23 protein-coding genes are annotated in these 26,330 nt (G+C 61.7%); 13 read left to right on the forward strand and 10 right to left on the reverse strand.

Annotated elements, in window-relative coordinates; genetic code table 11:
• Positions 1 to 676 precede the first annotated feature (676 nt).
• Positions 677 to 1,135 carry a hypothetical protein gene (locus VH599_15645; protein HEY7349749.1) on the forward strand — a complete coding sequence of 153 codons (459 nt, stop codon included), beginning with the start codon at positions 677 to 679 and terminating at the stop codon, positions 1,133 to 1,135.
• A 331-nt stretch (positions 1,136 to 1,466) separates the two neighbouring features.
• The gene (locus VH599_15650; GenBank protein ID HEY7349750.1) at positions 1,467 to 2,162 is read left to right on the forward strand and encodes a hypothetical protein; all 696 of its coding nucleotides are present in this window, start codon (positions 1,467 to 1,469) and stop codon (positions 2,160 to 2,162) included.
• 47 nt (positions 2,163 to 2,209) lie between these two features.
• Here VH599_15650 and VH599_15655 read toward each other — a convergent pair whose 3' ends face one another.
• Both VH599_15655 and VH599_15660 read right to left on the reverse strand, forming a co-directional pair.
• Positions 2,210 to 3,244, reverse strand: coding sequence for a hypothetical protein (locus tag VH599_15655; GenBank protein HEY7349751.1), 1,035 nt, complete (start codon positions 3,242 to 3,244; stop codon positions 2,210 to 2,212).
• A gap of 23 nt (positions 3,245 to 3,267) precedes the next feature.
• Entirely contained in the window at positions 3,268 to 4,206 is a 939-nt protein-coding gene (locus VH599_15660) for a GNAT family N-acetyltransferase (protein HEY7349752.1), read from the reverse strand.
• Positions 4,207 to 4,796: 590 nt separating this feature from the next.
• Between VH599_15660 and VH599_15665 the strand changes: the two genes are divergently transcribed.
• Genes VH599_15665 through VH599_15675 form a run of 3 tightly spaced genes read left to right on the forward strand, consistent with a single transcriptional unit; the run spans position 4,797 to position 8,391 of the window.
• Positions 4,797 to 5,039 carry a hypothetical protein gene (locus tag VH599_15665; GenBank protein ID HEY7349753.1) on the forward strand — a complete coding sequence of 81 codons (243 nt, stop codon included), beginning with the start codon at positions 4,797 to 4,799 and terminating at the stop codon, positions 5,037 to 5,039.
• Positions 5,040 to 5,099: 60 nt separating this feature from the next.
• Positions 5,100 to 6,029 (forward strand): 4-hydroxy-3-methylbut-2-enyl diphosphate reductase, encoded by a 930-nt coding sequence (locus tag VH599_15670; protein ID HEY7349754.1) that lies wholly within the window; start codon positions 5,100 to 5,102, stop codon positions 6,027 to 6,029.
• On the forward strand, positions 5,995 to 8,391 hold the full coding sequence (locus VH599_15675) for a helicase-associated domain-containing protein (protein HEY7349755.1): 2,397 nt from the start codon (positions 5,995 to 5,997) through the stop codon (positions 8,389 to 8,391). The genes VH599_15670 and VH599_15675 overlap by 35 nt, the downstream gene beginning before the upstream one ends.
• Before the next feature lie 203 nt (positions 8,392 to 8,594).
• Here VH599_15675 and VH599_15680 read toward each other — a convergent pair whose 3' ends face one another.
• Together VH599_15680 and VH599_15685 are read right to left on the reverse strand one after the other, a co-directional pair.
• The gene (locus VH599_15680) at positions 8,595 to 9,149 is read right to left on the reverse strand and encodes a hypothetical protein (GenBank protein HEY7349756.1); all 555 of its coding nucleotides are present in this window, start codon (positions 9,147 to 9,149) and stop codon (positions 8,595 to 8,597) included.
• A 20-nt stretch (positions 9,150 to 9,169) separates the two neighbouring features.
• The gene (locus tag VH599_15685) at positions 9,170 to 9,733 is read right to left on the reverse strand and encodes a hypothetical protein (GenBank protein HEY7349757.1); all 564 of its coding nucleotides are present in this window, start codon (positions 9,731 to 9,733) and stop codon (positions 9,170 to 9,172) included.
• Positions 9,734 to 9,986: 253 nt separating this feature from the next.
• Between VH599_15685 and VH599_15690 the strand changes: the two genes are divergently transcribed.
• A complete protein-coding gene (locus tag VH599_15690; GenBank protein ID HEY7349758.1) occupies positions 9,987 to 10,262 on the forward strand; it encodes a helix-turn-helix transcriptional regulator in 276 nt (91 codons plus the stop codon).
• A 19-nt stretch (positions 10,263 to 10,281) separates the two neighbouring features.
• Here the strand turns inward: VH599_15690 and VH599_15695 are convergent, their stop codons facing one another.
• Positions 10,282 to 10,554: a hypothetical protein gene (locus VH599_15695; protein HEY7349759.1), complete on the reverse strand. Its 273-nt coding sequence runs from the start codon at positions 10,552 to 10,554 to the stop codon at positions 10,282 to 10,284.
• Positions 10,555 to 10,622: 68 nt separating this feature from the next.
• Positions 10,623 to 13,034: a penicillin acylase family protein gene (locus VH599_15700; protein ID HEY7349760.1), complete on the reverse strand. Its 2,412-nt coding sequence runs from the start codon at positions 13,032 to 13,034 to the stop codon at positions 10,623 to 10,625.
• Positions 13,035 to 13,448: 414 nt separating this feature from the next.
• On the opposite strand from VH599_15700, the gene VH599_15705 reads away from it, so the two are divergent.
• A complete protein-coding gene (locus VH599_15705; protein HEY7349761.1) occupies positions 13,449 to 13,826 on the forward strand; it encodes a hypothetical protein in 378 nt (125 codons plus the stop codon).
• Positions 13,827 to 13,963: 137 nt separating this feature from the next.
• Here the strand turns inward: VH599_15705 and VH599_15710 are convergent, their stop codons facing one another.
• Complete coding sequence (locus VH599_15710) at positions 13,964 to 15,187, reverse strand: MFS transporter (protein ID HEY7349762.1); 1,224 nt, start codon at positions 15,185 to 15,187, stop codon at positions 13,964 to 13,966.
• A gap of 35 nt (positions 15,188 to 15,222) precedes the next feature.
• A complete protein-coding gene (locus tag VH599_15715) occupies positions 15,223 to 17,274 on the reverse strand; it encodes a CHAT domain-containing protein (protein HEY7349763.1) in 2,052 nt (683 codons plus the stop codon).
• Positions 17,275 to 17,511: 237 nt separating this feature from the next.
• Here VH599_15715 and VH599_15720 point away from each other — a divergent pair, with 237 nt between their 5' ends.
• Together VH599_15720 and VH599_15725 are read left to right on the forward strand one after the other, a co-directional pair.
• Complete coding sequence (locus tag VH599_15720) at positions 17,512 to 18,366, forward strand: hypothetical protein (GenBank protein ID HEY7349764.1); 855 nt, start codon at positions 17,512 to 17,514, stop codon at positions 18,364 to 18,366.
• 232 nt (positions 18,367 to 18,598) lie between these two features.
• Positions 18,599 to 19,453, forward strand: coding sequence for a hypothetical protein (locus VH599_15725; protein ID HEY7349765.1), 855 nt, complete (start codon positions 18,599 to 18,601; stop codon positions 19,451 to 19,453).
• A gap of 120 nt (positions 19,454 to 19,573) precedes the next feature.
• Here the strand turns inward: VH599_15725 and VH599_15730 are convergent, their stop codons facing one another.
• Complete coding sequence (locus VH599_15730) at positions 19,574 to 21,883, reverse strand: glycosyltransferase family 39 protein (GenBank protein HEY7349766.1); 2,310 nt, start codon at positions 21,881 to 21,883, stop codon at positions 19,574 to 19,576.
• A 122-nt stretch (positions 21,884 to 22,005) separates the two neighbouring features.
• Here VH599_15730 and VH599_15735 point away from each other — a divergent pair, with 122 nt between their 5' ends.
• From VH599_15735 to VH599_15750, 4 genes are all read left to right on the forward strand, one after another.
• Entirely contained in the window at positions 22,006 to 22,221 is a 216-nt protein-coding gene (locus VH599_15735) for a hypothetical protein (protein HEY7349767.1), read from the forward strand.
• A 200-nt stretch (positions 22,222 to 22,421) separates the two neighbouring features.
• Positions 22,422 to 23,396 (forward strand): UDP-glucose 4-epimerase GalE, encoded by a 975-nt coding sequence (galE, locus tag VH599_15740; protein HEY7349768.1) that lies wholly within the window; start codon positions 22,422 to 22,424, stop codon positions 23,394 to 23,396.
• Between the two features lie 91 nt (positions 23,397 to 23,487).
• Positions 23,488 to 24,504 (forward strand): hypothetical protein, encoded by a 1,017-nt coding sequence (locus tag VH599_15745; protein HEY7349769.1) that lies wholly within the window; start codon positions 23,488 to 23,490, stop codon positions 24,502 to 24,504.
• A 458-nt stretch (positions 24,505 to 24,962) separates the two neighbouring features.
• A complete protein-coding gene (locus VH599_15750; GenBank protein ID HEY7349770.1) occupies positions 24,963 to 25,682 on the forward strand; it encodes a hypothetical protein in 720 nt (239 codons plus the stop codon).
• A 112-nt stretch (positions 25,683 to 25,794) separates the two neighbouring features.
• Here the strand turns inward: VH599_15750 and VH599_15755 are convergent, their stop codons facing one another.
• Positions 25,795 to 26,091 (reverse strand): hypothetical protein, encoded by a 297-nt coding sequence (locus VH599_15755; protein HEY7349771.1) that lies wholly within the window; start codon positions 26,089 to 26,091, stop codon positions 25,795 to 25,797.
• Positions 26,092 to 26,330 lie beyond the last annotated feature (239 nt).

The raw sequence follows: 26,330 nt of genomic DNA on the forward strand, positions 1-26,330 counted from the left end.
AGGCAGCTTAGACCCTCGCGTCTTAGCCATCGCCACCGCGCAAAATGCCCTCCTCATCACGAATGACCACGTATCCGCAAGAGAAATACATAACCCCACAAAGCAAGGCGCATTCTTGCGCGCAATTTCCAGACGTTTTTCCTGGTTCCACCAATTATCGGGGGTTGCCACTTGTAGCGCCGCCTTCCAGGCGGCTAACGCTTCGCTCTGGCGAACGTTCGCCCTCCAGGCCAACACACCAGCAGGCCAACGCTGGCCGCCAAGATGGCGGCGCTACAAGTGGCCCCCGATAGGTGGTGGAACTATGTTTTCCTACGCCGCTTGACAGAAGCGACGCCGCCTGCTATACTCTTCTTACTTGGTCCACAATCGGGTGGGCTGAGGTTCTGCTGGAACGGCATGACGCGGCAGTGACACAATCACCGCCGCGCCATTCCCCCCAGACCTGGACGTACCAGGAATGGGGCTGGGGGCATTCTATCACTGGCTATTATGCACACTTGGTAGTTCGCTTCACGGCCCCTTCCTGAACCAAGACTGGGACGCCACTTGTCGGAGAGGGAGCGCGCGGGTTGCGCTCCCTCGAAGGCAAGCTTTGTCCTCGTCGCTGCGCCAGGAAGGGGCCGTTTCGGCAGCGTGAGTCGTTGGCTCACGAAGTCGAAAGGAGCGTTCTCCGATGGCAATTCTCGCTGGTCCCCCACCCCGTCCCCCGTTCCCCTCTGGTCGCTACACCCGCTCCAACCCGCTGCGGCGCGAAGCCGGTCTGCGCCTGCTGACCGCCGCCCTGCCGGAGCCGCTGCGCCGCGTCATCGTCACCACCTGGCGGCGTCCGTCCCTCTTCAACGGAGAGCAGACGCCGCTGGCCGTACAGAGCGGGCTTCGCCAGCGTCCCGGCGAAGCGCAGCTTGCTCAAGCCACCTTCCAGACCACCTGCGTGTTCATTCTGACCGAGCTAGAAGTGACACGGCGCGTGCTGGAAGCGCCGCTGGCGAGCATCAGCCGCATGACGCGCAATACCCTCTTAGTCGCGCAGGGCGCGTATTTGCGCCTGCTCTTTGCCGCCCTGGTCGTGCAGTTGGGCAGTATCGAAGCCGCGCTGGCTGAGTTCCAGCGCCTGATCGTCGGCGTGGGCTAGCGCAGCCTGTGTACCGCCGCCGTCTTGGCGGCTCGACGTTGGCTGCCTGGAAGGCGGCGCTACAAGTGAGGGACGGTGGCCCATAGCGTGTACCGCCGCCGTCCCTGGCGGCGGGGGCGGGGTTGGGTGTGACGTTGACTACGCTCGCTTGCTATGCCGAATACACCCGTTTCCTTCTCTTCTCATTGTACTGCCTGTGTCCAGCAGCGCGCATCGTCCCAATGGCCGATGTCCTGGCGCGCCCGCTTCTGCTATCGTCTTAGGGGCGAGCCGCCAGGAACGCTGATGGCTCGCTCTCAACAAGAGCGCAGCCCATGCCGAGGAGGAAACGATGCTCGATCAATCGCAGCTTGCCCAGGCGCTGTCGCATGTCTTGTGGATAGGTGGCTCGCCGTGCGCGGGGAAATCCAGCATTGGACATACCATCGCCCGTACCCATGTCTTCCTTAACTACCATCTGGACCCTATGCTAAGAAACCATGTGGAACGTCGGCTGGCCGAGGGAGACTCTGCCCTGGAGGCATTCCTGAAGATGAGCATGGATCAGCGTTGGCTGGGGCGCTCAGTCGAAACGCTGGTTGAGGAAGTGCTTGAATCCTGGAGCAAAGAATGTCATCTGGCGATAGAAGATTTGCTCGCCATGCCGAAGGGCTGGTTTATCGTCGCGGAAGGCAACTTTTTCCCGGAGTGTCTGGCTCCCTGCCTATCCAGCCCGCATCAAGCGATCTGGCTGACGCCCAGCGCGTCCTTCTGCGATACGATCAGGCGGCAAAGAGGCGCGGAACAGGCCAGGCGTCGGGAACAGCATGGTGTCGCCAACGAGGGCAGCGACCCGGAACAACGCATGCGTAATCTCATTGAACGAGATTGTCGCCTGGCGCGCTATGTCAGGCAGCAGGCCGAACAACGGCAGCTTCCCGTCTATGAAGTGGATGGAAGCCGCTCCCTCGATGAGATGGTGGCGCTGGTAGAGCGTCACTTCGAGCCTTATATCATTGAACACCTGCGTACAATGAAATCGCTCTAGGGGCGCTGCCTCTCTATGCTCTCAAAGCGCCATGCCTCTGAAGCGCATTACTCCTCCTCATTGCCCCGGAACATTGACCCCAGCGCGCGCCCAAAGAGGCAGAAAATCATATAGAGGCACATCGTCAGCACAGTCAGCGGCAGCCCCAACGTCAGCAGGAAGACGCCGAAATCCAGCGGCCACAGGGCAGGAGGCACTTGCAGCACAATCGAAAGACCGGCAGCCAGCCCAAAACCAGGGGCCGCCGGGGCCAGCACCGGCAGCAGATACGTCGGCAGCGCGGAAAGCTGCCCTCCGTTAAAGCCCAGGAAGGTGCCTGCCGCCAGCGCCCCCAGAACCCAGAGCGCGGCGGGCGCCCCCGCAAACCCAACGGCAATGAGACGGCGCAGCAGGCGGCGCGGCCCAAAGCGTTCCAGCACAAAGACCCAGAACAGCCAGACGGATTCAAGCACTAACCAGAAAGGAATAGCCAGCGCCAGGACATCCACCACAAGGAGAGGCTGGCTGATATAGTGGGAGGCAGGCTTTGGCTCCACGTCGCTGAGCGGCGTCTGTTTTGCCTGGACATGCGCGTAGGTCAGCGGCCAGCCAGCGTCATAACTGATATTGCTCACTGTCCCATTCGTGATCGTCCCAGGAATATAGTGGCGGCGGCTATGCGACTGGAGTGAATAGGCCGCAAGAAGCGCCACGGCCATCAGCGCCAGCCGCGCCAGCACACCCGAAAAGCGATCACGCACAGAAGGCGGAGGCGCTGAGTGTTTGTGCGCCGACCAGGGCTTCCATTCCTCATCGTCCTCATCGTCCAGATAGTCTTTGTCATCCATGTCCCATCCTTGCGCTCGCTTCGGTTCCCCATTGCGCCTGAGTGGCTGCCCTGGCGAGGGAGACCACGATGCTGAAGGCGGCGCAGGCGTGCGCGCCCTCGGATTCGAGCCAGAAGTCTGGCCCGGCGTTCGCGCGGCAAGGGGTAATGGCTGGATTTGCGAGCGAGAGAAGGAAGCGGAAGCGCCACGCGCAGGCTGGTCAAATGCCTGCTCAAACGCTTCAACCTCCGGTGGCTTCTCGCGTTTTTTCATCATCGCCGTTCCCTCTTCCAGGCGTTCTAGAGCGTCAGCGCCATCTCAAAAAGCCGCTGAGTCACCGGACATCCGGCTGCTTCCAACACCGGGCCAAGTGGATCGCCCGGCGGAATCTCCTCAGCATGGAAGCGCATCCCCGGATACTGCTGAGCGACAGCGCCCAGCAGGGCTGTCGCCAGTTCCAGCCCGCCAGCGGCATCTGCTCCAGGTCGAGCGGCAAACCCCAGCAGCCTGACCTCGCTGGGACGGGCCTCGCTCAAAAGCAGCGCGTCAGGGCCAACGCTTGCCTCCTCGCCTGGGATCACCAGCGCCTGCAAACGCCCGGCAGCAGCCAGGCGCGCCAGCACCGGCTGCTCGAACTCCCAGGATGGCCGCACCAGTTGGAGCTTCTCATAGTACGCCAGCGCCGCCGTCGCATCCATCGCTACCGGCGTCTGCTCGGCAGGCGTCATCTCATCGCCTTCGCTGCTGTCGCTCAGGCCAGGCAAAAGCAGCGGCCCCGTAAACGCTCGTCGCGCCACGCCATGCGCAAGCTCGCCAGCATAATCGGTCAGTTCGCGCTCGATACGGAAGCCCAGGCTTTGATAGAGCTGAAACGCCGGTGTATTTTGGGTAAAGACCTCCAGCCACATCTCCCTCAGTTTGCGCAGGCTCGCCTCTTCGATCAACCGCTCCATCAGGATACGACCATAGCCGCCGCCGCGATAATCAGCAGCGACGCCCAACGCGCAGCACCAACTGCGCGCACCGCGCGCACTCAGCAGCGCCAACCCGGCAGGGCCATCGCCGTCCTGCAACACAAACGAGGCTTCCAGCACCACATCCTGAAAGACCACACGCTCGGCCATTGCTTCAGGCGTCATCGCGTGCGGCACATAATACTGCTCGAACCCGCGAGTAAAAGCTGTCGCCAGCTTATCCGTCGTATACTCACTGGCCCGAAGAATTTGAGTAGCTGGCATGATTCAGACGCACCTCTGCTAATTTTAATAGCCTCTTTGCCGTATCCTCAAAGCGGATCGTCAGAAAGCGTGTATCTCGCCACGCCAGCCCTGGCACAGGGTACCAGCGAGCGCCGAAAAGATCAATGGATGTTTCACCCCACTTGGGAACCCGGTTTCCCGCCCACTAAAGCTATGATAACTAAAGAGATGCAACCGCGCAAGGGGCAGAGTGGCAGGCGGCAGGTAGAAAGACCAGAGCAAGCAGGAAATATCCTCGATTCCAGGCACATTGGCTGCTTACGCCTGCTCACCAGCGTGGGCGCTCGTCCAGCGCCCGCATAGTTCGTGCTGTTTCAGGTCGCTATTGCCCCTCCCTTCTTGACAAGATAGAACTTTCGTTCTATATCAAAAGGGGATGGCTGGAAAAATGCGTAACGAGAACAGGGGGTGTCAAGGATGCGGGTACTAGCCAAAAAGTCGTAGGTATGGGTTCACTCTCAGTACAAAACAGACAAGCAAGAAGGCTAATGGTATACTTATAGAAAAACTCAGCAGTACAAAAAGCCGACACGACAACGTGCCGTAACTTGTTGTACAATGGAGGGAGTATGATGACCTTACACACTCTTAGCGATGAACTGAATCTGTTGGCCGATGCCGCGCCTTCAGAAAATCTTCTGCGGGTCGGGCAAAACGCCGACGATCAGCCCGAAGAACCTGACGAACCGGACGACGGCGTTGAGGCGCTGATCGTCCATTTGGACCGTACCACGGCTGAACATGTATTTCTCCAGGCGCAGCGGCAGATTCAGCGCGAAGCTGCCAGGGTGCTTGTGGATGAACATCCCTGAACAGCGGAAGCCAGAGCGCCCGTTTCCAGGTCGGTTCACAGGACAAGGGGCCTGTCGAGAATGGAAGTAGTCAAAGTCTCGCCGCGCGGCTATTGTTATGGCGTCGTAGACGCCATGCAGATTGCGCGCAACGCTGCAAAAGACGCCAGCTTACCCCGGCCACTCTACATCATTGGCCTGATCGTCCATAACCGTTTTGCCGTTGATGAACTGACCCGGCTCGGCATCGTCAGCCTGGATGGCCCCGACCGCGCCGCCATTCTGGAGCAGGTCCAAACCGGAACCGTCATCTTTACCGCGCATGGCGTCTCCCCCGAAGTGCAAGAACGAGCGAGCGCGCGCGGGCTGCATTGTATTGACGCCACCTGCCCGGATGTCGCCAAAACCCACGAGCTTGTCAAGCGGCTGGTCGCCGAAGGTTATCGTATCATCTACATCGGCAAAAAAGGCCATCCCGAACCGGAGGGCGTCATCGGCGAAGCGCCAGACGCCGTTCATCTGGTTGAAACCGAGGAAGATCTGGCCGCCCTCCAATTGAGCGAAGAACAAACGCGCAAACTGGCCCTTTCAACCCAGACCACCCTGAGCCAGTGGGATACCCAACGACTCATCGAAGCTGTGCGCGCACGCTGGCCCCATGTCGTCGTCCACAACGACATCTGCATGGCAACCCAGCAGCGCCAGGAAGCGGTAGCCGCACAGGCCAAAGGAGCAGACCTGACCATTGTGGTCGGCGACCCGCGCAGCAACAACACCAATCGGCTCGTGCAGGTCTCAGAAGACATCGCAGGCACACCAGCAGTGCGCATCGAGCGGCTGGAAGACCTGCGACCAGAATGGCTCGTCGGCAAAAAACGGATCGCCATCACGGCTGGCGCTTCCACACCCAGCCAGATTACCCGCGAGGTGATCCGCTACGTTGAGCAGTTCGGCGAACAGGAGAAGGGGACGCACTATGCAAAGCCTGGGGGGAATCCTGGCAAGTCGTGATGTCGAAGAGCTACGCGCTATCGCGGCGCTCTGGGGGCTGACGCCTCCCAGAGATGTTGGCATGGGGTCCGTGAACCGCCTGGAAAGCGGCATCCGCGACACCATCAGCGCCCGCTTTGTCTGGGAACACCTGGATGAAACGGAGCGCACTGTGCTCTATGCCATCCTTGGCCCCTCGGCGCGCAACTGGCGGCCCCTCGATCAACTCCCAGAGCAAACCGGCCTGGAGGCGCCGCAGGCGCGCGCCACGCTCGATAAGCTCAAGCGCCGCCGCCTGGCGCTGGAGGAGCTTGCCAAAGTCCAGGGCGCCGAACTCTACGGCCAGCGCGCCGTCTATTTCGGCTACACCTTCAACCGCCCGGCCAACCAGCCTATCGAGAGTAAGCAGATCGTCTATATCCCCACCGAAATCGCCACCGTCCTCTACACCACGGGCCGCGAGATCTTCTCCCCGCAGGGAGGCCGCGCGCAGAAAACCCTCGACGAAATCCTGATGCCCTATCGCCAAGGCGACCTCGACCAGATTGGCCGTCGCTATGGCCTGGTTGTTCAATCCTATTCTTCGCGCAACGACGTGCGCCAGGCGATGGCCGCCAATCTCTGCCAGGCCGACGCTGTGCGCTATGCCCTGGCGCGGCTGGAGCCGGGGCTGCGCAGCCTCTACGAAAAATTGATCGCGCACGACGGCTGCCTGTATATGCGTGATGTCCGGCGTCTGACCGGATTGGATGGCCCGACGCTTAACGCCGCCTTGCATACCCTGGAAGAGTTCGCCATCGCCTTCGACACCTTCAGCGATGGCCGCCGCGTCCTCTTTGTTCCACGTGAAACATTGGAAAATCTGCGGCGCGATGCCACCAGGACGCGCGTGGAGGTTGGCCTGCGCGCCTGCGACGAACCAGGCGCTGTTGTGCCCGCCAACCCTTCTTTTCTGTGGGATCTGGCAATGTTCGTCGCCTGCATCCACCAGCAAGAAATCGAACTGACGCGCTCCGATGCCCTGCATAAGCGTGTCGCCACGAAGCTGCTGCCGAGGCTCGGCGGGCCACGCGCCCAGAACCCCGATGAAGCGCAGGCGCTGGGCTATCTCGAAATGCTCAAGCAGGAAGCCCGCGAGCTTGGGTTGGTGGCCGTCGTGCCGCTGGCCGAAAAGGCCGCCGAGCCGACGAAACCGGCCAGAGGACGGGCCAAAGCCAACGGCGCCAGCGAAGAAGCCAAAGGCCGCCTGGCGCCAGGGCCAAAGCTGGATGCCTGGGCGCAGTACGATCTGGCGGGCCAGGCGCGCAAACTCTTTCGCCGCTGGCTGACTGACCGCTGGTGGGTTGACCAGCTTGGCGCGGGCTATCGCGGCTGGCTCTCGCACTATATAGATGTCGGCGCGGCGCGCGTGGCCGTCCAGAAGGCGCTGTGCGCCTGCGAGCCGGGCGTCTGGTACACCCTGGCCTCGCTGCGCGACACCATTCAGGGCGACGACCCCTTTGTGCTGCGTCCGGTACAGCGTTTCGCCGGGGAGGCTGGCTTCAAGCTGGCCGATCAACTCCGCGCGCGCTGGGAACAGACCGACGGCGAAGTGATCGCGGGCATCGTGCGCTCGTCGCTGGCCGAGATGGGTCTGGTGGCCCTGGGCTATCAGCGCGAAACCCCGCCAGGGCCAAACGAAGCCGTCAACCCTGACGCCTTCATGCTCACCGACCTTGGCGCAGCGGCGCTGGGCTTCGGCACGCTCTCGCCGGAGCAGAGCGAGACGCCTGCGGAGTTCCCCGCCGTCAACGGCAGCAATCCCGCCTGCGCCCCCAACGGTTTGCTGACCAACTGTTCATCACAGCCGCTCATCGTCCAGCCCAACTTTGAGGTGCTGGTCATGGAACCGTGTATGCCCGTCCTCTATCACCTGCCGCGCTACGCCGTGACGGAGCGCATCGGGCGCGTCAGCCGCTTCACCCTCACCCGCGAGGCGCTGCTGCGCGGGCTTGCCGCTGGCCTCTCGTTGGAAAATATTCTGTCCTCCCTGGAGCAGCAGAGCCAGAAGGGCCTGCCGCAGAACATCGCCTATACCCTGCGCGATTGGGCGCGGCAGTACAAAGAGGCGCGTGTCAATCAGGTCATCTTGCTGGAGATGGGCGACGAGGCGCTGGCGAACGAACTGGCGAACTCAGGCAAGCTGGCCGCGCTGGGCCTGCGGCGGCTTGGCCCCTGCGCGCTGGCCGCCCCTGGCGAGACGAACCTGCGTGACCTGCACCGGGCGCTCAAGAAACTGGGTGTGGCCGTCAAGTTTGGCGGCGGCCTCCAGGAACCCGACGACCCCGACGAGCGCCCGACGCCCTCCGCGCGCAAACGCAGCGCCGTCAGCGCCCGGCGCTAGCTTTCCGGCGGCGCTTGCCGGATTTGGACCAGCCTGCCAGCCGCAGCAGCAACGCTCGTTTCATCGGACGACCAGGCCAGGCAGCATCTGCTCTTGCCTGAAATTGTACGCATCCCATCTGAGCAATAAGCGAGCTGCCCACGAATGTTCGTGAGCAGCTTCGTTGTCAATCCAGGCAGAACTTCTGCGCCTGCTTGGAATGGCTAGGCTTGCGCTACCTGGGCAAGAAACGCCTCAAGGTTGGTAGTCTGCATAGCGACCCCTTCTGCCGCGTTGGCCGGGCTGACTTGCCCGTTCTGAAGACGGAAGCGGCCCGATGGGCCTCCTGTCACAAAGAACAGGGGGGCCTCGTTCTGTTTGAGGAACAAGACCGCCTGTTCCTTGACCTGGAAGAGGGGATCATCGTCTATTATGTAGGTGGTCTCCTTGATGACTCCTCCTCCCTGATGGAGCAGGAAGGTCGGGCTGGTCAGCAGACCCTTCTTGTCAAGCACCAGCCGGTCTATTTGCACGACAAAGTCGGTCGTAACCGACCCCCGGTTCATGGTGCTTTCCTTCGCCTGGAGAATGGTCGCCACCACGATGGCATCGCTATTCGCCTTGAGATCATGCAGGTTATGATAGAGGACTACCCAACTGGCCTCCACATGCACGACCTGATGGCTAGGAGTGGCGGTCCGGCTAGGAGCAGCGGTCTCGCTGGCACAGCCGGTCATTGCCAGCAGCACCAGCATACAGGCGGCTATCACATATCGCATCGGTTGCTCCTTTCCTCACGCTAGTAGCGCGAATTGATGCCGTTAATTTCGTCACTGGTCGGAGCGTGGATGCCATTGAGGGTGGGGTTCATCAGGTAAGGACCGGAATGGTGAGCAAGACCAGCGACGTGTCCCAACTCATGAGCGGCTGCGCCCTGGATGATGTCAGGGCTAAAGCTGTCCTTGTTCGTGTAGTAGTAGTTCAGTTCGGTGAGAGCGCCGTTGTAGGGGGTGCAGGACGGACAGGGCCAGTTATAGGTCTGCCCAACATAATTTGTGTTGGCATCGTACCAATCATCGGCAGCGATGGTATAGTCTGTTCCCTTATCGTAGTAGATCAGGGCTGGCGACTGCGTCCAGACATACCGCGCATCATCCCATCCCTGGATGTCTTTGCTGGTCATGCCTGGCTCATAAGTAACCTTCAAGTGCAGGCAGCAGACTCCTGGGCCTGGTCCAACCCACTGCCCGCCTAGCCAGTTGTAGCGGCTGGTTGCATGGGCTGTCTGGGGCTGGCCTAAACTCACCAAGCCCAGACACAGTAGCGCGATGAGCAGCAACAACCCCCGACTTCGAGTAAGCATGCGTTCCTTTCTTTCCATAGTTACCAAGCGGCAGGGACGGCATCTTAACAATGAATGTGCCAGAAGACAATTGTCGAGCCAGAAATCGATGAGGCATTGGGGCGTTGACTCCGCCTTCCGGCTCTGCTATAGTGATTTCCGCCAGGTTATTTCATGGAAACAAGTATACAGCCAAGAGGATCAAAAAGTAAGCTGTCTGAGGCAAGGTTGCCTCTGGCAAGGTTGCCTCAGACAGACGCAAGGAGGACCAGACATGGAAGACAGCCCCTGGAGCGACTTTGGGCAATGGTTACAGCGAACACGTAGGCGGCAAGGATTATCACAGGAGCGGCTGGCGGAACTGATGGGCTGCACCCAGAATTACATCTGGCGTCTGGAAAAGGGAAAGCGACACCCCAGCAAAGCGTTCCTGCGGCTGTTGCGGCATGAGATGCCGCTCACCCCGGCAGAGGCAGCGCGGCTGGATGAGTTCATCCAGATGGTTCAGTATCAGTGCGATGGCTTCGAGAGAGAGAGAGAGAGAGAATAAGCCGGTCTCCGCTGGGGCGCTATGTGTTGGCCTCGGCGGCGCGCACCTGATACATGTCATAAATCATAGGAGCCAGGACCAGCAGCACAACGTAGCCAACCAGCCACCCCCAATGCCGTTTGATCGCCAGGTGTATCAGGCCAACCAGCCACCACGCCACAGCCGGTACCAGCAGGATAGCGCCGATAACATGCGCTGAAAACAGCACACTGGGAGTAAGCACGATCAGATAGCCTCCATACAAGAAGATCAGCACTGCAATGGTTGAATACGCCAGCGCCAGGTACCTCATGGAATCCCTCCTTTGTTGTCGCCAAAAGCTGCTGTGTGAATCAGTATCGGATAGGGCCATCCGTAATACTACGTCGGCTTCAGCGTCAGCTTCCCATCCGCCGCCGCCTCAATCTGGTCGCGCTCGTAGAGCAGCGGATAGTGCTTGACCGCCAGCCACGTCTCGATCATATCGGCGTAGTGCGGGCTGCCAGGATGCCCCGATTGCCCGGTGGGATAGCCGAAGAGGCCCGACCGCGTATCGGCCAGATCGATAATCTGCCGGAAGGACGGCGACCAGTTGGACGCCGCGTAGGGCTTGCCCGGCGCGAACGCCATCTGGCAGACCGTATCGGTATCGCCGCTCACCGGGAACGGCCCGCGATTAAAGAGCCGGTGCAGCGGCTTCACCTGCCCCAGCGGATGCCCGAAGGTGATGCCATGCAGCCTGCCCCACTGCCAGCCCGCCATCTGCCTGCCCAGCTTGCCGCGCAGTTCATCCAGCGCCCCCTCGAAGGACGCCTGCATCGCCTCCTGCCAGTTCTTCGGCCCTCTGGGCAGGGCGCTCTCGGCAAACCAGCGGGTATCGCCTTCGTTGAGCAGATCGATCAGCAGCGGCGTGCTGCGCCCCGCGTACATATTGGACGGCGAAAGGACGCTCAGCCCCTTGCCCACATAGTCTTCGGCCAGTTCCTCGCCCAGCACCGAGCCAAAGGTCACTTTCAGCATCCGCAGCAAGAAGACCTCGTAGATCGCTGCCGCCGCGCTCTCTTTATCCAGCGCAAAGTTCCACGAGCGCAGCAGCCCCAATGCCTGGCGCTGCGTCTCATTGCGCGGCTCCAGTTTCAGCAGGTGGGGGACAATCTGCGAGGCCGGGATAGAAAAGAAATCGCCTTGAATCGCCGCCATATCTGCCGGAGTCAGCCGCTCTCCCTCGTTGAGCAGATCGGTGATGCGCCGCGCGCGGTAGCCGCTGAAATACTCGTGCGTAATGAAATGGGGGAAGTCATCGCCTACGATGCGATTATTCGCCGTCACAATCTGATGGCTCGGCGGGTTATACGCCTGGGGCAGTTCCTCGAAGGGTATTGTACCCGCCCACTCGTATTCGCCCGTCCAGCCCGGCACAGGCAGCAAGCCCTGGCCTTTGGCGCGCACCGGCACGCGCCCAGCCATATAATAGCCGATATTGCCGTCCACATCGGCATAGACGAAGTTCTGCGCCGGAGCGTCCCAGTGACGCAGCGCGGCGGTAAACTCCTCCCAATTGCCCGCGCGATTGATGCCCAGCACCGCTTCGGCAGTGGTCGCCGGGGCATGGCTGGTCCAGCGCAGCGCCATCGGCTGGCCGCCTGGCTCCATGCCGGTGATGATCGGCCCATGCCGCGTCATCACCACCTCTTCAACCTCCGGCTCCACGCGGCCCTTCACACGAATCTCCTCGCGGATAACCTTCGCTTCTTCCCACGCGCCCTGATAGTCGTATTGCCGGGGGTTCTCAGGGTTGAATCGCTCCAAATAGAGGTCTTGCGTATCGGGTCCAGCGTTGGTGACGCCCCAGGCGATGCGCCGGTTGCGTCCGATAATCACGCCGGGCAGCCCCGGCAGCGTGGCCCCGATCACATCCAGCCCTGGCGTATTCAGATGGCAGTGATGCCAGATGCCGGGCATCTGCGCCGCCAGGTGCGGGTCATTGGCGAGCATCGGCTTGCCGCTCAGGGTGCGCGTGCCATCCACCACCCAGTTATTGCTGCCATGTGTCGGGCTGAGGATGCCCACCAGTTCTTTCATCTGCCGGTATTGATCCAAAAGCGGCGTATGCAAGCCCTCATAGGTTGCGCCAGGCGGCACAATCAGCGGATCGCCGCGCCCATAGAGCGGCTCGATACGCGCAGCGCGCTCCGGCCCAAGCCGGGAAACAAACTTCGCTCGCAGTAGTTCAGATTCCCAGTTGCCCGCCAGACTCCAGGCCATCATCTTGCCCCAGGAGAGTGAATCAACGACGGACCAGGGTTCCGGCTTCAGCCGCAAAAGAACCATCTCCAGCGGCAGGCGGCCCGTGTGTCGCTCGATGAAGGCATTCACACCCGCGCTGTAGGCATCGCTCAGACGGCGCGACTCCTCGCTGAGCAGCGGCGCGTCTTGCTCTGCGGCGCGGCGCAAACCAATGCGCCGGATAAACCGATCTGCCTCCAGCGCGATCTCGCCAAAAATCTCCGAGAGGCGGCCCGCCGCTGTGCGCCGGTTCAACTCCATCTGCCAGAGGCGGTCTTGCGCGTGGACATAGCCCTGCGCAAAATACAGGTCTTCGAGCGTGTTGGCAAACAGATGAGGCACGCCCAGGCCATCACGAATAACCTCGACCTCGCTCGTGAGGCCGGGCAGGCGCTCTTCTCCGCGAATCTTTGGCAGAGGCCGACGCAGCATCACATAGGTCACTCCGCTCACCAGACCCACCACGCCAGTCCCAAGCGCAAGCGCATTACGCCACAAGGATGCCATAAATGTTTCCCCCTACTTGCTATTGTAGCGCCGCCGTCTCGGCGGCTCAACGCTGCGATAGGGCGGACGTTACGCGAAAGACGTGAACTTTCGCTCATGCGTTCGGTTGGCCGCCGAGACGGCGGCGCTACGTATCAGCCCTTCAGGCAGCAGGGCAACCCAGCAACGACCCAGACGGCAGTTGAACGCTTTCGCCAGCAGCGCCCTGTTATTAAGGAGTGTAGCGCAATTTAGCGCGTCGGGCAAGCGTCAGCGCACTGCCCCATGTGGATATATAGCTATGGCCTATTGGGCAAACAGCACGAACGAACTACTCTCCTCGTCTCTTTGGAGTATACTGTTCACAATAACAAACATAGAAACCCTGGCAGCAGGAAGATAAAGATGCACGGATGCCAGGAAGGGGTGCAGCAGATGGTTCCTCATAAGTACCTCGTTCTCTGGCTCAGTGGGTGGGCGCTCGTCCTCGCGGGAGTACCCGTTGGTCTCATTTCCCTGCCAGATCTCTTGCTCTGGATGACTGCATCGCCTTTGCCTGGTATGTTGTTAGCGATCCCGCTGGCCCTGTGGTCCTATCTGCCCATGCCACCGCTGGTGAAGGCTGGGGTCTTCGACGGGTGGAGGGGAACCTTCGTGTTAGTAGGGTGGGAGATCTTCTCGCTCGCGGGCGTCGGTGCCTTGCTCCTCCTCCACCTTCCCATTGAATTCCTGATCCCCCTGGCAGCTATGGTATACGTACCTCTTATAGTGGTAGCCCTCCAGATGAAGGCAGAGAGGCGCCAGATCTCATAGGAGCGCTATTCGCCCCAGGCTGACCAGCAGTATCTTCTCAGCCTGGGGAGAGAATCCACAGCCGGAGCCGATCAAATTTGAGCCGCCTGTACATGTGCCACTTGATGAGCTTGAGTCGGTGACTCTGGCCCAGAACATTAAGAGGGGGTACAGCAGTGTCGCGGGCCTGGCCGCGCCTGCAAGGCCAGCCAGATGCCCAGCATGACACCGCTGAGCAGCATGCAATAGGGCAGCAGCGACCACAAGCCCACCCGCTGCGCCAGATTGCCCGCCAGCCAGGGAAAGAACGCCGCGCCCATGCTGCCCAGGCTGGCAAGAAAGCCAATCGCGCTGGGCAGAACACTCGCCTCGACCAGTTCAGACATCAGCGCAATGGTTGTGGGGAAGATTGGCCCCAGGCTGAAGCCCGTCAGCCCCAGGCCAAAGGCCGAAACCGCGTTGAACGGCGCGAGCCAGATGAGCAGCACCCCCAGCAGCACACCTGCCAGACAGCCTTCGATCAGGCGCTTGTTGCCCACGCGCCGCGCCAGGTTCGCCAGCGTCACCCTCCCCAGCGTCAGCCCCAGCCAGTAGCCGCTGACCGCCCAGCCGGATAACAGCGTCGCGCCATGCCGCTCCTCGGTCAGAAAGCTATAGCTCCAGCTTCCCAGGCTCACCTCCGCCCCAACGTAGAAGAACAAGAACAGCGCGCCCAGCCAGACCACGCGCAGCTTGAGAGCCGTCATCAGCAGCCCGCGCCCGCCGCGCTCTGTCGCTTTGCGTGGAGCCGCGCGTCGGCCCTCGAAGGCCAGGCCAAAGCCGATCAGCACCGCCAGGCTCAGCGCCATCCAGACCAGATAGACGTTGTTCCAGCCAAGCTGCGCCGCCAACAGCCCCGACGCGACCACCGGGCCAAGCCAGGCGCCCGCGCCATAAAATGCGTGGAGATAATTGAGTTTAGCGGTATTGTCGGGCAGCGCAGCGATATAGGCGTTCAGCCCGGCATCTATGCTGCCAGCCCCAAAGCCAATGAGCAGCGACGCCAGCAGAACCACGCCAAACGGCGGCATCAGGCTATACGTCGTCGCCCCCAGCAACAGGCTGGCCGCGCCCACCATCAAGAAGCGGCGATAGCCCAGCCTGCCCGCCAGCGGCCCGCTGTTGAAGGCAGCGGCCAGATAGCCAGCGGCTCCGGCCAGAAAGAGCAGGCCAATCGTCGCCTTATCCACTCCGTAATGGGTGCGCAGGCTGGGAAGCAATACGCCAAACGCGCCATCGCTGGCCCCGATCAAGATAAACGCGACAAACGCCAGCCCCACTGCCCAGCGCAGCGAAGCCGCTTGCTCTGCTGGCCGATCCTCAAGGGAGATATGCTCTTTCAACGGCTGCCCGATCTACTGCCCACTTGCATGAGCCATTATTCTGCCGACCAGATTTGCACCGTCCCATCCCAACTGGCCGAAGCGATGCGTTTGCCATCAGCAGACCAGGCCACATCAGTGACGACGGTATCGCCTTCATGGCCCTTGTAGGTGAAGAGCTTCTGCAACGAATCGGCATCCCAGATGTGGACAAAGCCATCATAGCCCCCGGTGGCGAGACGCTTGCTATCGGCAGACCAGGCCAGCGCCATCACGATGTCTTCGCCCTCGGAAAAACTCCATTGCCCGCCACCTCTCGGTTTCCAGATGCGAATCACGCCGCCCTCGCCCGCCGAAGCGATCATCTCTCCATCGGGAGACCAGGCCAGCGCGTAGAACACGTCAGGAAAATCTAGCCCAAAGAGATAGGCGCCGCTGCTGGCAGAATAGATACGCGCGTTCGATTCACCACTGCGGCAGGCAACATGCGCGCCATCGGGCGACCAGGCCAACGGAGACTGACCGGACCAACTGGTGATGAGGGCGCCGGTGGCAACACCCCAGATATGCGCCTGCTCATCCTGGCCTACGGACGCGATGCGCTTGCCATCAGCAGACCACGCGGCGTCAAAAACGCGCCCTTCGTGGCCGCTGTAGGTACGCAGCAGGTTGCCGCTCTCCGCCTCCCAGATATGAATCGTGCCATCCCAACTGGTGGAAGCGATGCGTGTGCTATCGGGCGACCAGGCGACAGAATTGACCGAATCCGTATGGCCCTCGTAGGTGAGAAGGCGCCCACCCACGTCAGTATCCCAAACATGGACGACGGAATCGAAACGCTGGACAGATGCCATGCGCGTCCCATCGGGCGACCAGCCCAGGTGAAACACCTGATTATCATGCCCCGCATACGTGCAGAGCAGTTTGCCGATCTCGCTTTTCGGCGCAGCCTGAACCGTCGCAGTCGCCTGCGCTGCGGGGGTCTGCCCAGGCTGGCTGGCGGCCTGCTTCTCAATATCAAACAGCGCGCCATCCGGCGAACGCATATATAGGACGGGCGTGGCCCATTCCAGCGTGTTGGCAATCTCCAGCGTAATCGCTTTGCGCGCCTCGCTCACCGCCGCATCCACCGGCAGGCTGTCGGCCAGCGCCTCATAAAAAGAGCGTGTGCATTCAATCGCGGCGCGGTCACTGATGGCGTACTGCATCGCCAGCACCGCTGGAATGCCCCGCCGCGCCAGCGTCGCCGCTGTGCTGGAGAACAGATCGCGCTCGTTTCCTTGCGCGCCCTCGCACGCATTCAGTAAGGCCAGGCGCAGCGAACGGTGATCCGATAACAAATGGCTCATCTGAGTCGCGGTCATCAGGCTCGTCTTGCCTTGCTCATCCGCCAGGGCCAGCAGCCCCTCGCCCGTCGTGGGATCAACGCCGCCATGCCCGATGAAATGGAAGATGTGCCAGGGTCCGCCGCGCATCGCCCGCTGAAGGTCGCGCCAGGTCTGGCCTTCCAGCCAGGTCAGTTCCACCAGGCCATCGGCCACCAGCCCTTTGAGGGCTTCCTGAACACGCCCTTGCTCGCGCGTTATATCCAGGGCAGCCTGGTCGCTGGGGCTGGCAATCATGCAGAGAATATGCAACGGGGGCTTCACTTGAAGCGGCTGGACCAACTGCGGCAGTTCCAGATAGCGCACTATCGGTGTCTGGCGCGACAGGCAGACATATTCCCCCTGGCGCACATCATAGAGAAACTCCCAGGGCAGCGCCGCCAGGCCCGGCGTCTGAATGTGCAGCTTCACTCGTAGGCCGCGATCATCCTGCCGAGCCGCCTCGCGCTGGCTCACATCGAAGCAGCTGCGAATATCGCCGGTAAACAGCGCCTCAAAAAGGCGCTGCCCAAAGTCCTGCACTGCCTGCGCTGCCTGGCGGCGCCCCTGGCCTGCGCTGTCCAGAGCCGTCTGCACCTGATCAAGACGCTCTTTCAGCGTAGCTTCATCAAAGGGGAAGTGCATCATGCCATGCGCTTCGCCCGCAGGTGAGCGCATGACCGCCACCGGATACGCCCGCCCGTGTCCTGGGCCGATTTCCAGGTCAAAATCCAGATACTGCATCGCTCTCGCCTCCCATGGCTGGCGCATCGCTTTCAGCCTGAGTATACCCGTTTGCTTCTGGCGCGCGCTGAAGGGTCCGCGCCTTGTGCGGCAAGCATATCAAAGAGGCGTTTGATTCGTCAACAAGCAAATATGTGCTCTTTCTCATTGACAGCCCGGCGCTTAGCCCTTATACTCAACCGTGTAGCGAGGCGAATGTGTGCCTGCTGCCAATCCATTTTAGGAGGGTCTTATCCTATGTCTGTCAGTGGTCCCTCAAAATCTTGCCCGCGCTGCAATGCTGTGCTTCCGGTGCAGGCGACATTCTGTGGCACGTGCGGGCTGCAATTTCCCGCTGCGCCTGCGCCAAGCGCCCCACCAGCCAGCAACTATGGCGGCCCACCCCAATACGCCGGGCAGGGCGGCCCTGGCAGTTGGCCCCAGGGCCAGCCAGGCTACCCTCCCCAGGGCCAGCCAGGCTACGGCGCCTATGCGCCTCCGGCTCAACCGGCATACCCCGGCTACCCTGGCGCGCCCGTCATGGCTCCTCCCAAGAAGGGAGGCGCAGGCAAAATCATCGTGCTCCTGGTCGTCCTGGTCGTCCTGATTGGCGGCGGAGGAGCCGCCTGGTTCTTCCTCCTGGGTCCAGGTCATTCATCAAACGGCCCCTTCTTCGACCGACACGGCCTGCAAAGCAATGTGCCTTTGCCCAATAATACTTCGTGGTCTGGCTTGAAGAAAACCTATACCTCAACCGACGCTGACACCAAAATCACCATCACCGCTGATGCCTGGGGCTGGGCCGTCAGCGGGAGTGACCCGACCACCATCCAGCAGTTCTATAAAGATAACCTTCCCAAGAACGGCTGGACACATATCCAAACCTTCAATGGTGACACCAGTGGAGATAAGGATGTTAGCGCCTGCCAGGGAGGTCAGGTGCTGCTCATTGGAGCCAGCAGCACAAAACTAGAAGCGACCGATGATAACGGGAAGGTCATTGACACCATTACCGCCCCCAGCGGCGGCTCAGCCCTGTTAACCGAGTTGAGCAGCAGCCCGGCAGTGGTGCAGATTCTCTGCTCAGAAATCCCCGTCGTCCCAACGCCATAACCTTGTGAAGCCACCCACGACGGGGAGCCGCTTGATGGCTCCCCGTCCTTACTCTTTCACCCCCATGCTTTCACCTTCGGGCATCTCCTACCAACCCTGGCTGAATACTGCCTGCCATCACAGCAGCAGACAGGCGGTTCAGCAGTTTGACAAAAGCACTTTTGCCTTCCTATACTCCAAAGAGTCTCGATAGAGAGATGCGCTTGTTGCCAGGCGATGAAAAGGGGGTCAGATGTCTGTCAGTGGATCATCGAAGCAGTGCCCGCGCTGCCACGTGCTGCTTCCTGCGGCAGCGCCGGTTTGCAGCGCCTGCGGATGGCAGTTTGCGTCTACCGCCAGCGGAACGTCTCCTTCCGGCGCGCCCCCCTCAGAGTTCATTCCCTACGGCGCCCCGACCAGCCCGGAAAGCTGGCCCCTGGACCAACCGGACTTCATGGCCCAGGGTCAGCCAGTCTATCCCCCCCAAAACCAGACAAGTTACCCACCTCCACCTGCGCCGCCCTGGCCGCCGATGACGCCAGGTCTCTATCCTCTCCAGGGCGCAACCATCCCGGCTGGCTATGCTCCAGTTCCGGCAGCGCCTGCTCGCTCGCGCCGATTCAAGGCGCTGCTCCTGATCGCATTGGCGGTGGTGCTGTTTGGTGGAGCAGCCGGAGGCATCTTCTGGGCGTTGCGCGCCAGCGCGCCCACGCCTCCTGTGGTTGACCGACATGGCCTGCAAAGCAACGTACCCCTGCCAGACAATATCGCCTTTCAATACAAAAGGACCGTCACCCAGGGTGTCCTCACCGCCGACGAATGGATCTGGACAGTGAGCAGCGGCGAGCCAGCGAGCATCGAGCAGTTTTATGAAAAACACATGCCCGACAGCGGTTGGAACCATATCCAGACCATCCCAGGCGACACGCTTGGTGTCATTGGCTGTCAGGGCAATCAAGTGCTGATCGTGGGCATTAGCAAGCATCTCCACGATAGCAATGAGCAAGGGACACCCACAACGACCGACGCGCCCACCGGGGGTTCAGCACTGGGGATCGCGCTCACAAGCAGCCCGCAATTGCGACAAAGCTACTGCCAGGCGCCCTAGACGCCTGGAGCGCCAGTCAGACACCCGCGCTTTCGCCTTAGCCCGCGTAGGCGGGCTTTGCGGCGCAGCCTCCAGCCGCGACTTTAGTCGCCAGGCGAGCCAGGGACGGGCAGGCCCATCTCACCCGCTGAGCCTATAGGTGTAAAACGCCACCTGCCCATCCGGGCCTTTCTGTGGGCGATAGACGCCAGCGGGCAGCGCGCCAGGGGTATCAAGCAGCTTCTGGAAATCATCGGCCCGCGAGAGCGTAATAATAATGACCGTTGGTCCGGTGCGATTTGCCAGCAGCGCCCGCAGCATCGCGGGATCGCCGGTGCGCTGGCCGTTCACCTGCGTGTCCAGAAAGCGGATCGGCTCATACGTCCAGATCACGCTGTCGTCGCTGAAGAGCAAGACCTCTGTGCCAGCAGGCAACTGCGCGGCATAGCGCGCAATATCGGTATAGCGCGCGCGCCAGGGAACGCCGTTCACTTCCTGCCCATACTCGATAAAGTAATGCTCTATGCTTTGCCCGCCGCTAAAGCCGATCACCAGCAGCGCCAGGACACCGCCCAGCAGCGCGGGCCGCCAGCGTCGGCCAGGGTCCGTCGCAGCCACCGGCCACTCGAAGCAGCGCCAGACGCGCTCCACCGCTCGCAGCACCTCTTCCAGCGCCAGCGCCGCCAGCAGGCAGAGCGCCGGAACCATCACCAGCAAGCGCGGCCACCAGGGCATATCCATCGTCAGTACACCACCCAGCGCCACAGTGCTGACCACCCAGATCACCAGCAGCAGATAGAGCGGGCGCTTGAGATGGGCGAGCGCGTAGAAAAAGCCAATCGTCGCCAGCGCCGCCACCAGCGCATCGAACAGCGGGTAGAACGGGCCGTATTGCAAGCTCTGATCGGGCAGCCCGCCCACCAGCAGCGGTACCGCCGCAAGCTGATGCTGTAACACAACCCAGAGGTCCACTGTGCCAAACTGGCTGAGCAGATGCGTGCGCATCTCCCCAGTCAGGTTCAGAATCAGCACCTCTGCTGAGCGCGCCTTGAAAGAGGCGGCATCCTGCAAGAAATAGACGCCCAGCGGGCCAACCGACACCAGGAAGCTAAGCAGCATCCAGCCCAGTATTAGTAAGCGCCCCTTGAGCAAGCGGCGCTGCAAGAAGAACAGCCCGATCAGGAAAAGCGGCACAATCAGAAAGAGAATGCGCGCGCTGAAATAGACCTGCAACGCCAGGCTCAGGCCCACGCCCGCCACCGCCGCCGCGAACGGGCTGTTCTTGCGCAGCGAGCGCACCAGCATCCAGAGCGTCAGCAGGACCACAAAGGGAGCATGAATATAGTGGATGCCCATGCGGCTGAACTGAATATGAATGTGAGCTACGGTCATCAGCGCCGTCGCCACAAACGCCGGACGCCGCCCGACAAACTCGCGCGCCAGCGCGTAGAGCAGCGCAATCGAGAGCACCCCGATCAACACTGACGAGAGCCGCAGGCCAAGCAGATTGGCCCCCACGACCTTCATCACCACCGCAGGGATGCCATAGCCCAGCATCGGCAGCCCATACCACCCAACCGAGATCAGCGAAGGCACGCCGCCATTCAGCCAGCGATACGCCTCCAGCCCACAGGCCGCCTCATCCCCATGCAGGACATAGGGCAGGTTCGTCAGATTTGGCAAACGCAGCAGCAGCGCCACTTCCAGCAAGATCACCAGCAGGACCGGATCGCCAATCGCCTCCCAGATAGCGCGCGCCCGCTCAAGGCGAGACAGCCGCGCGGTTTGCCGCGAAGTTCCTCGATCACTCGCCTGAGCGCGCTTTGCAGGCCGCGCCGCCGACTTCTGCCGCTTCTGCCAGGTATACATGCCAGCGGTAGTCAGCAGCAGCGCGACGCTGCCGATCCACCACCACTGCGCCGCCGGACGCCCCGCAAGCGTGCGCGCCCCCAGATCGGCGATCAGCGAGGCCAGCAGGGAGAAACCTACGCCAGCCGCGCACACCCATTCACGCCAGCCGCGCCGCACGTCGGACCAGCGCAGGGCTGGCAGCCTGGCGATTGCTTGCAGCCGCAGCGAGAGGGCTGCGCGCGGCTGCTCCGGCTCGACCTCCGCCCAGGAGCCATGCCGGACGCGGGCGCGCCATCGTCGCAGATCGCGCCAGCTCAGCAGCGCCGCAACACAGAGACACAACAGCAGCGAGAACGCCACCGGCACAGGCGGCACGCTCACCTGCGCCGCGCCGCCTCCTGAAGAGGCATACGTACCCAGGTACGCCTGCATCGCCACCGATCCGGCCAATCCGGCCAGCGCCAACAGCAGAAACGTCACCCGACGCGCCGGGCTAGAAGACCCCCTTCTCTGCGCATAGGCATCAGAGGGCGCATCCCCAGCGGTGGCTATCGCCTGGCCTGTCCCGGCAGGAGCCTGGCTCTCTTCAAGATCGTCCACGCGGCCCATCTCTTCCTGCTCAGCTTGACTACTTCACGCGAGAGAATACCACACCCTTCTGGCGCTGTCCATGAAGGAGAGCATGTTGGTTCTAGCAAACATGAGGTGTTGGCAAGCGAGGCATGGTACTGGTAGCGCCGCCATCTTGGCGGCCAACGCTGCGCCAGGGCGAGCGTGCGCCCTGCGGGCCAACGCCACTTGTAGCGCCGCCTTCCAGGCGGCTCACCGCTGCGCCAGGGCGAGCGTGCGCCCTGCGGGCCAACACACCAGCAGGCCAGCGTCCAGCCGCCAAGAGGGACGCGCGAGCGACCAACGGAAGCGAGAATGCCGAGGCATAGCCGAGGCAAGCGGCAGAGACGCGCGAGCGAGGCACAGCCGAGCGAGAATGGCCGCGCCCAGCGCGGTCAAGCGGCTCTGGCGAAGCCCTTCCCGAAGGGGGGCGGCGCTACAAGTGGCAACCCCCGATAGGTGGTGGAACGGAGCATTGTTCCGCCTGTGATATACTCCGCAGGAAAAAAGAAAGCATGAGGAAGCGTCCATGCGCGTACTGGTTACTGGCGGGGCTGGCTACATCGGCAGCGTCATCGTCGAAGAGTTAGTAACAACGGCTCATCAGGTCGTCGTCTATGACGCGCTGGCAAAGGGCCATCTGGACGCCATCCACCCCGAAGCCACGTTTGTGCGCGCCCATCTGGCCGAGCGCGACCACCTGCGCCGCACTCTGGAAGAACAGCAGATCGATGCGGTGATTCATCTGGCCGCCTTCAGTCTGGTTGGCGAGTCCGTCGCCCATCCAGAAATGTATTTCGAGAATAACGTCGCGGGCAGCCTCGCCGTCGTCAGCAGCATGATTCAGGCAGGCGTCAAGCGGCTCGTCTTCTCATCCACCGCCGCGCTCTATGGCGAACAAGCACACCTGCCCATCAGCGAAGACGCCCCCACGCAGCCAACCAATCCCTACGGCGCCTCCAAACTGCTTGTCGAGCAAATGCTCCCCTGGCTGGCTCAGGCGCATGGGCTGGTCTGCGCCTCCCTGCGCTATTTCAACGCGGCGGGGGCCAGCGAACGCTACGGCGAAGATCACCGCCCCGAAGCCCATCTCATTCCGCTGGCGCTGGAGGCGGCGCTGGAAAGCCGTCCGGTGGACATCTTTGGCACAGACTACCCCACACCCGACGGCACCACCATCCGCGACTACATCCATGTGGTCGATCTGGCTCAGGCGCATATCCAGGCGCTCACCCGCAGCGAGCCAGGGCTGCGCATCTATAACCTGGGCAACGGCCAGGGCTACTCGGTGCGCCAGATCGTAGAAAGCGTGCGCCGCGTCACGGGCCGCGCCCTTCCCGTCCGCGAAGGGCCGCGCCGTCCCGGCGATCAGGTTGCCACCGTCGCCAGTTCCGAGCGCATCCGCGCCGAACTCGGCTGGCAGCCGCGCTACCCGGACCTGGACACGATCATCGAAAGCGCCTGGCGCTGGAAGCAAGCCCATCCTCATGGCTACGCGAAATAGCGAGACTGACACCTTGCATTTTTGCCGCGTGCCAGGTAAGCTAGCCCCAACGTAACACGCCTGAATATTTTGCGAGAGAGGAAAACGCCCCATGCCAGAAGAATCCCACGGCCTCTTTCACCTGGGGAAAAAAGACGACGAGCCAGCAGCGCCCCCCAAAGAGGAAGAGCATCACGGCCTCTTCCATTTGGGAGAAAAAAAGGAGGAGCCGCCCCCAGCGGAACATCACAGCCTCTTCCACTTCGGCAAAGAAGAACCGCCCCCGCCGCCCCCTGGATTGATGGCGCGGCTTTTTCATCGCGCGCCCGTCACCCCGGAGCCTGCCAGCCCCCGGATTCCGCAGCTCTTCCGCCATCACAGCTTCCGCGCCGCGCTCTATATCCTGGGCTTCCTGCTCGTGATCGCCTGGATGGTGCCTGGCATCCTGCCCGGCGCCTTCCGCTTTTACAGCCTGGCGCTTGGGGCCATCCTCTTACTGGGCGGCATCCTGTTAACCGGCGACTGGCACCCGCTCTCCGGGATGCTGGGGCTGCGAAGGGTGCGCGTCCCCACCAGCGCCGCCGAGGTGGCTGAGGCCGTAGCCGAACATGAAGCCAGAGAAGTCATGGAAAAAGTGACCAGAGAGGACGACGACCAGCCTAAAGCATCCGTCGCCCAACGGGTGGCCCCCTGGCATTGGCCCTGGTCCCAGCGGGCGCGCGAAGCCGCCCAGGAACAAAAGGCCGAGGAAGCCAAAAAGTTCAAGCACGTGGGCATCTTCGGTAAAATCCTGATGGGCGTCATGGCCGCCGTCATGGGCTATGGCGCGAACACCATCCTGACCAGAGCGCCCCATACAGCCGACCTGGATACGTTCGCTAACTATACTCACGGGGCCATTATCCTGGTGACGATTGGCCTGGTGCTCTTTGTCGTCTTCACACGCATCCGCACCTTTCGACATCACTGGCTCAGCCCCTTTGGCATTGCCCGGCGGCTGATTGCCTTCTTCATCATCACTATCGTTGTTGCTTTTGCCGCCAGCCTCATCACTGGCGACACGGCACTTGGCGAGGGATACGGCGAACTCATCGGCGGGCTGGCAGGCATGCTGGCCGTCTTGATCTAACCAATGTGAAGCGCCAGACAAGCTCCCAGTGACGCCCTTCACAGCAGCGCGCGTCACAAAGGGCTAGAATCAGAGCAGGCGGCTGGAAGATCGTCGCGGGCGCCAACCGCTCTCTATGGGCGCTGGTACATGGGGGCCAGCGCCCATCGCTCGTCAAGTCGCGTGGACGGCGCTGGAGTCTCTGCCAGCGAGCATCCAGAAGTCCTATACCCTTCCCATGAGCGCCGCTGGCGCGTATAATACAGTGGCCGCGTGAAAGGAGCAATGCTTGCTCCCCTGATTCACGGCACAAATCTTGGTAATGTTATCTATCGCCTGCGCAGCAGGCACACTCAACAGAAAGGAGGCCCTCGCCGCATCAAGGGCACGTAACGCTACGTTGCTGGTAGCGGCACGAGCAGAGTTGTCACGCTGACTGTTAGCGCACATTTTCCTTCGCGGCTTGTGGCACGTTTTGTATGGCAGTGGTGAATGTAACGCGGACTGAGGCCGCGTCGCGCCGCGACCTCGTAATTGGCCTGGACTGTGACGGCGTCCTCGCCTCCGGCCAGGAGTTGTGGGAGGCCCTGGTTGCCGCCTTCCCCGATTGCATCCCGAACGACTATATCTCCCTGACCAGCTATGATTGGCCTCGGATGACCCCTGAAACAACCGAACTCTGCTTGCGGCTGAGCGCCGATGCCGAGTTCACCCGGCGGTTCAGCGCCATGCCCCATATGGCCTGGGCAATTCATACCCTCCATCGGCATGGCTGGAAGATTCATATTATTACCGCGCGGCCTCCTGAAGTCTATGAGGCGACACTGGACTGGTTGCACGCGCAGCAAATCGGGCAGCTTATCACCGCCGTTCACTGCGTCGCAGACAAAGCCCCCCTGGCCCAGGAGCTAGGCTGCGGAGCGTTTGTCGAAGATAACCTGCACACCGCCGAGAAACTCGGCGCCCTGGGGGTGCGCAGCTATCTCATGGACGCCTCGTATAATCAGGCGCCGCTCCAACATAGCATCCGCGTTAGCGGGTGGCTCGACCTCATGGCCGATCTGGGAGTCTACCAGCACGCGCTCCTGCCCACGCGGGTCACGGCTGGACAGCAGGCGCGCCGCTCTCCAGAGCGCGGCCTCAACCGATTGGCTGGAACGCTCCTGCCGCCCATCGCCGAACCACAACCGGCTGCCTAGCTGCTCAGGATTGCCCACGCTAAGAGCCTCGCCACAAAAACCAACGTGCCGAAGCAACCTGGCAAAGCAGATTGCTTCGGCACGTTCGATCCTCTCGCTCCAGATGGCCCGATCAGTCCTTGGATCGCTTGCGCAGCACTCTTCGATAGATCGCCCGGCGCATGCTGTCGCGGACAATGGCGGCCAGCATGGTCGCCAGCACAATACCCGATAGGATGACAATGAGCGCGTCTTTCTGATGATTGTCAAGACCAATGGGATGAGTAACGAAGACCGCAGTATAAAGCAGCCACCCGATCACCGCCAGAACAGCGCCAAAAATCACAAAGAGAATCCAGAAAACGGTTCGCGAGAGACACCCTATCGGGCGCTCGATCTCGACTGCCATCTTCTCCAGATCGCTCGCCATAAAACCTCCTCTATGCTCAAGCTTCCCCTCCCCACATCAGCCCCTCTTAGCTCAGCATACAGCAAAGCGCCCCTCTATGCAAGAGCGAAGGCTGCGGCGGTTCTACCAAATCTGCGGTGTTGGCAAGCGAGGCGTGTTACTTGACTTGTAGCGCCGCCTCCCTTCGGGAAGGGCCGCTTGCCTCGGCTATGCCTCGTCGAGCGAGAGGTCCTCGCTCCCGTTGGTCGCTCGCGCGTCCC

Source organism: Ktedonobacterales bacterium, assembly GCA_036557285.1.
Classification (GTDB): Bacteria; Chloroflexota; Ktedonobacteria; order Ktedonobacterales; family DATBGS01; genus DATBHW01.

Bases quoted from the DNA above. Each gene is read 5' to 3' on its own strand.
- VH599_15650 (HEY7349750.1), top strand. From the start codon at position 1,467: ATGCTCGATCAATCGCAGCTTGCCCAGGCGCTGTCGCATGTCTTGTGG.
- VH599_15665 (HEY7349753.1), top strand. From the start codon at position 4,797: ATGATGACCTTACACACTCTTAGCGATGAACTGAATCTGTTGGCCGAT.
- VH599_15690 (HEY7349758.1), top strand. From the start codon at position 9,987: ATGGAAGACAGCCCCTGGAGCGACTTTGGGCAATGGTTACAGCGAACA.
- VH599_15715 (HEY7349763.1), bottom strand. From the start codon at position 17,274: ATGCAGTATCTGGATTTTGACCTGGAAATCGGCCCAGGACACGGGCGG.
- VH599_15720 (HEY7349764.1), top strand. From the start codon at position 17,512: ATGTCTGTCAGTGGTCCCTCAAAATCTTGCCCGCGCTGCAATGCTGTG.
- VH599_15685 (HEY7349757.1), bottom strand. From the start codon at position 9,733: ATGCTTACTCGAAGTCGGGGGTTGTTGCTGCTCATCGCGCTACTGTGT.
- VH599_15700 (HEY7349760.1), bottom strand. From the start codon at position 13,034: ATGGCATCCTTGTGGCGTAATGCGCTTGCGCTTGGGACTGGCGTGGTG.
- VH599_15645 (HEY7349749.1), top strand. From the start codon at position 677: ATGGCAATTCTCGCTGGTCCCCCACCCCGTCCCCCGTTCCCCTCTGGT.
- VH599_15675 (HEY7349755.1), top strand. From the start codon at position 5,995: ATGCAAAGCCTGGGGGGAATCCTGGCAAGTCGTGATGTCGAAGAGCTA.
- VH599_15755 (HEY7349771.1), bottom strand. From the start codon at position 26,091: ATGGCGAGCGATCTGGAGAAGATGGCAGTCGAGATCGAGCGCCCGATA.
- VH599_15705 (HEY7349761.1), top strand. From the start codon at position 13,449: ATGGTTCCTCATAAGTACCTCGTTCTCTGGCTCAGTGGGTGGGCGCTC.
- VH599_15695 (HEY7349759.1), bottom strand. From the start codon at position 10,554: ATGAGGTACCTGGCGCTGGCGTATTCAACCATTGCAGTGCTGATCTTC.
- VH599_15655 (HEY7349751.1), bottom strand. From the start codon at position 3,244: ATGATGAAAAAACGCGAGAAGCCACCGGAGGTTGAAGCGTTTGAGCAG.
- VH599_15680 (HEY7349756.1), bottom strand. From the start codon at position 9,149: ATGCGATATGTGATAGCCGCCTGTATGCTGGTGCTGCTGGCAATGACC.
- VH599_15750 (HEY7349770.1), top strand. From the start codon at position 24,963: ATGGCAGTGGTGAATGTAACGCGGACTGAGGCCGCGTCGCGCCGCGAC.
- VH599_15735 (HEY7349767.1), top strand. From the start codon at position 22,006: ATGGTACTGGTAGCGCCGCCATCTTGGCGGCCAACGCTGCGCCAGGGC.
- VH599_15660 (HEY7349752.1), bottom strand. From the start codon at position 4,206: ATGCCAGCTACTCAAATTCTTCGGGCCAGTGAGTATACGACGGATAAG.
- VH599_15725 (HEY7349765.1), top strand. From the start codon at position 18,599: ATGTCTGTCAGTGGATCATCGAAGCAGTGCCCGCGCTGCCACGTGCTG.
- galE (HEY7349768.1), top strand. From the start codon at position 22,422: ATGCGCGTACTGGTTACTGGCGGGGCTGGCTACATCGGCAGCGTCATC.
- VH599_15745 (HEY7349769.1), top strand. From the start codon at position 23,488: ATGCCAGAAGAATCCCACGGCCTCTTTCACCTGGGGAAAAAAGACGAC.
- VH599_15670 (HEY7349754.1), top strand. From the start codon at position 5,100: ATGGAAGTAGTCAAAGTCTCGCCGCGCGGCTATTGTTATGGCGTCGTA.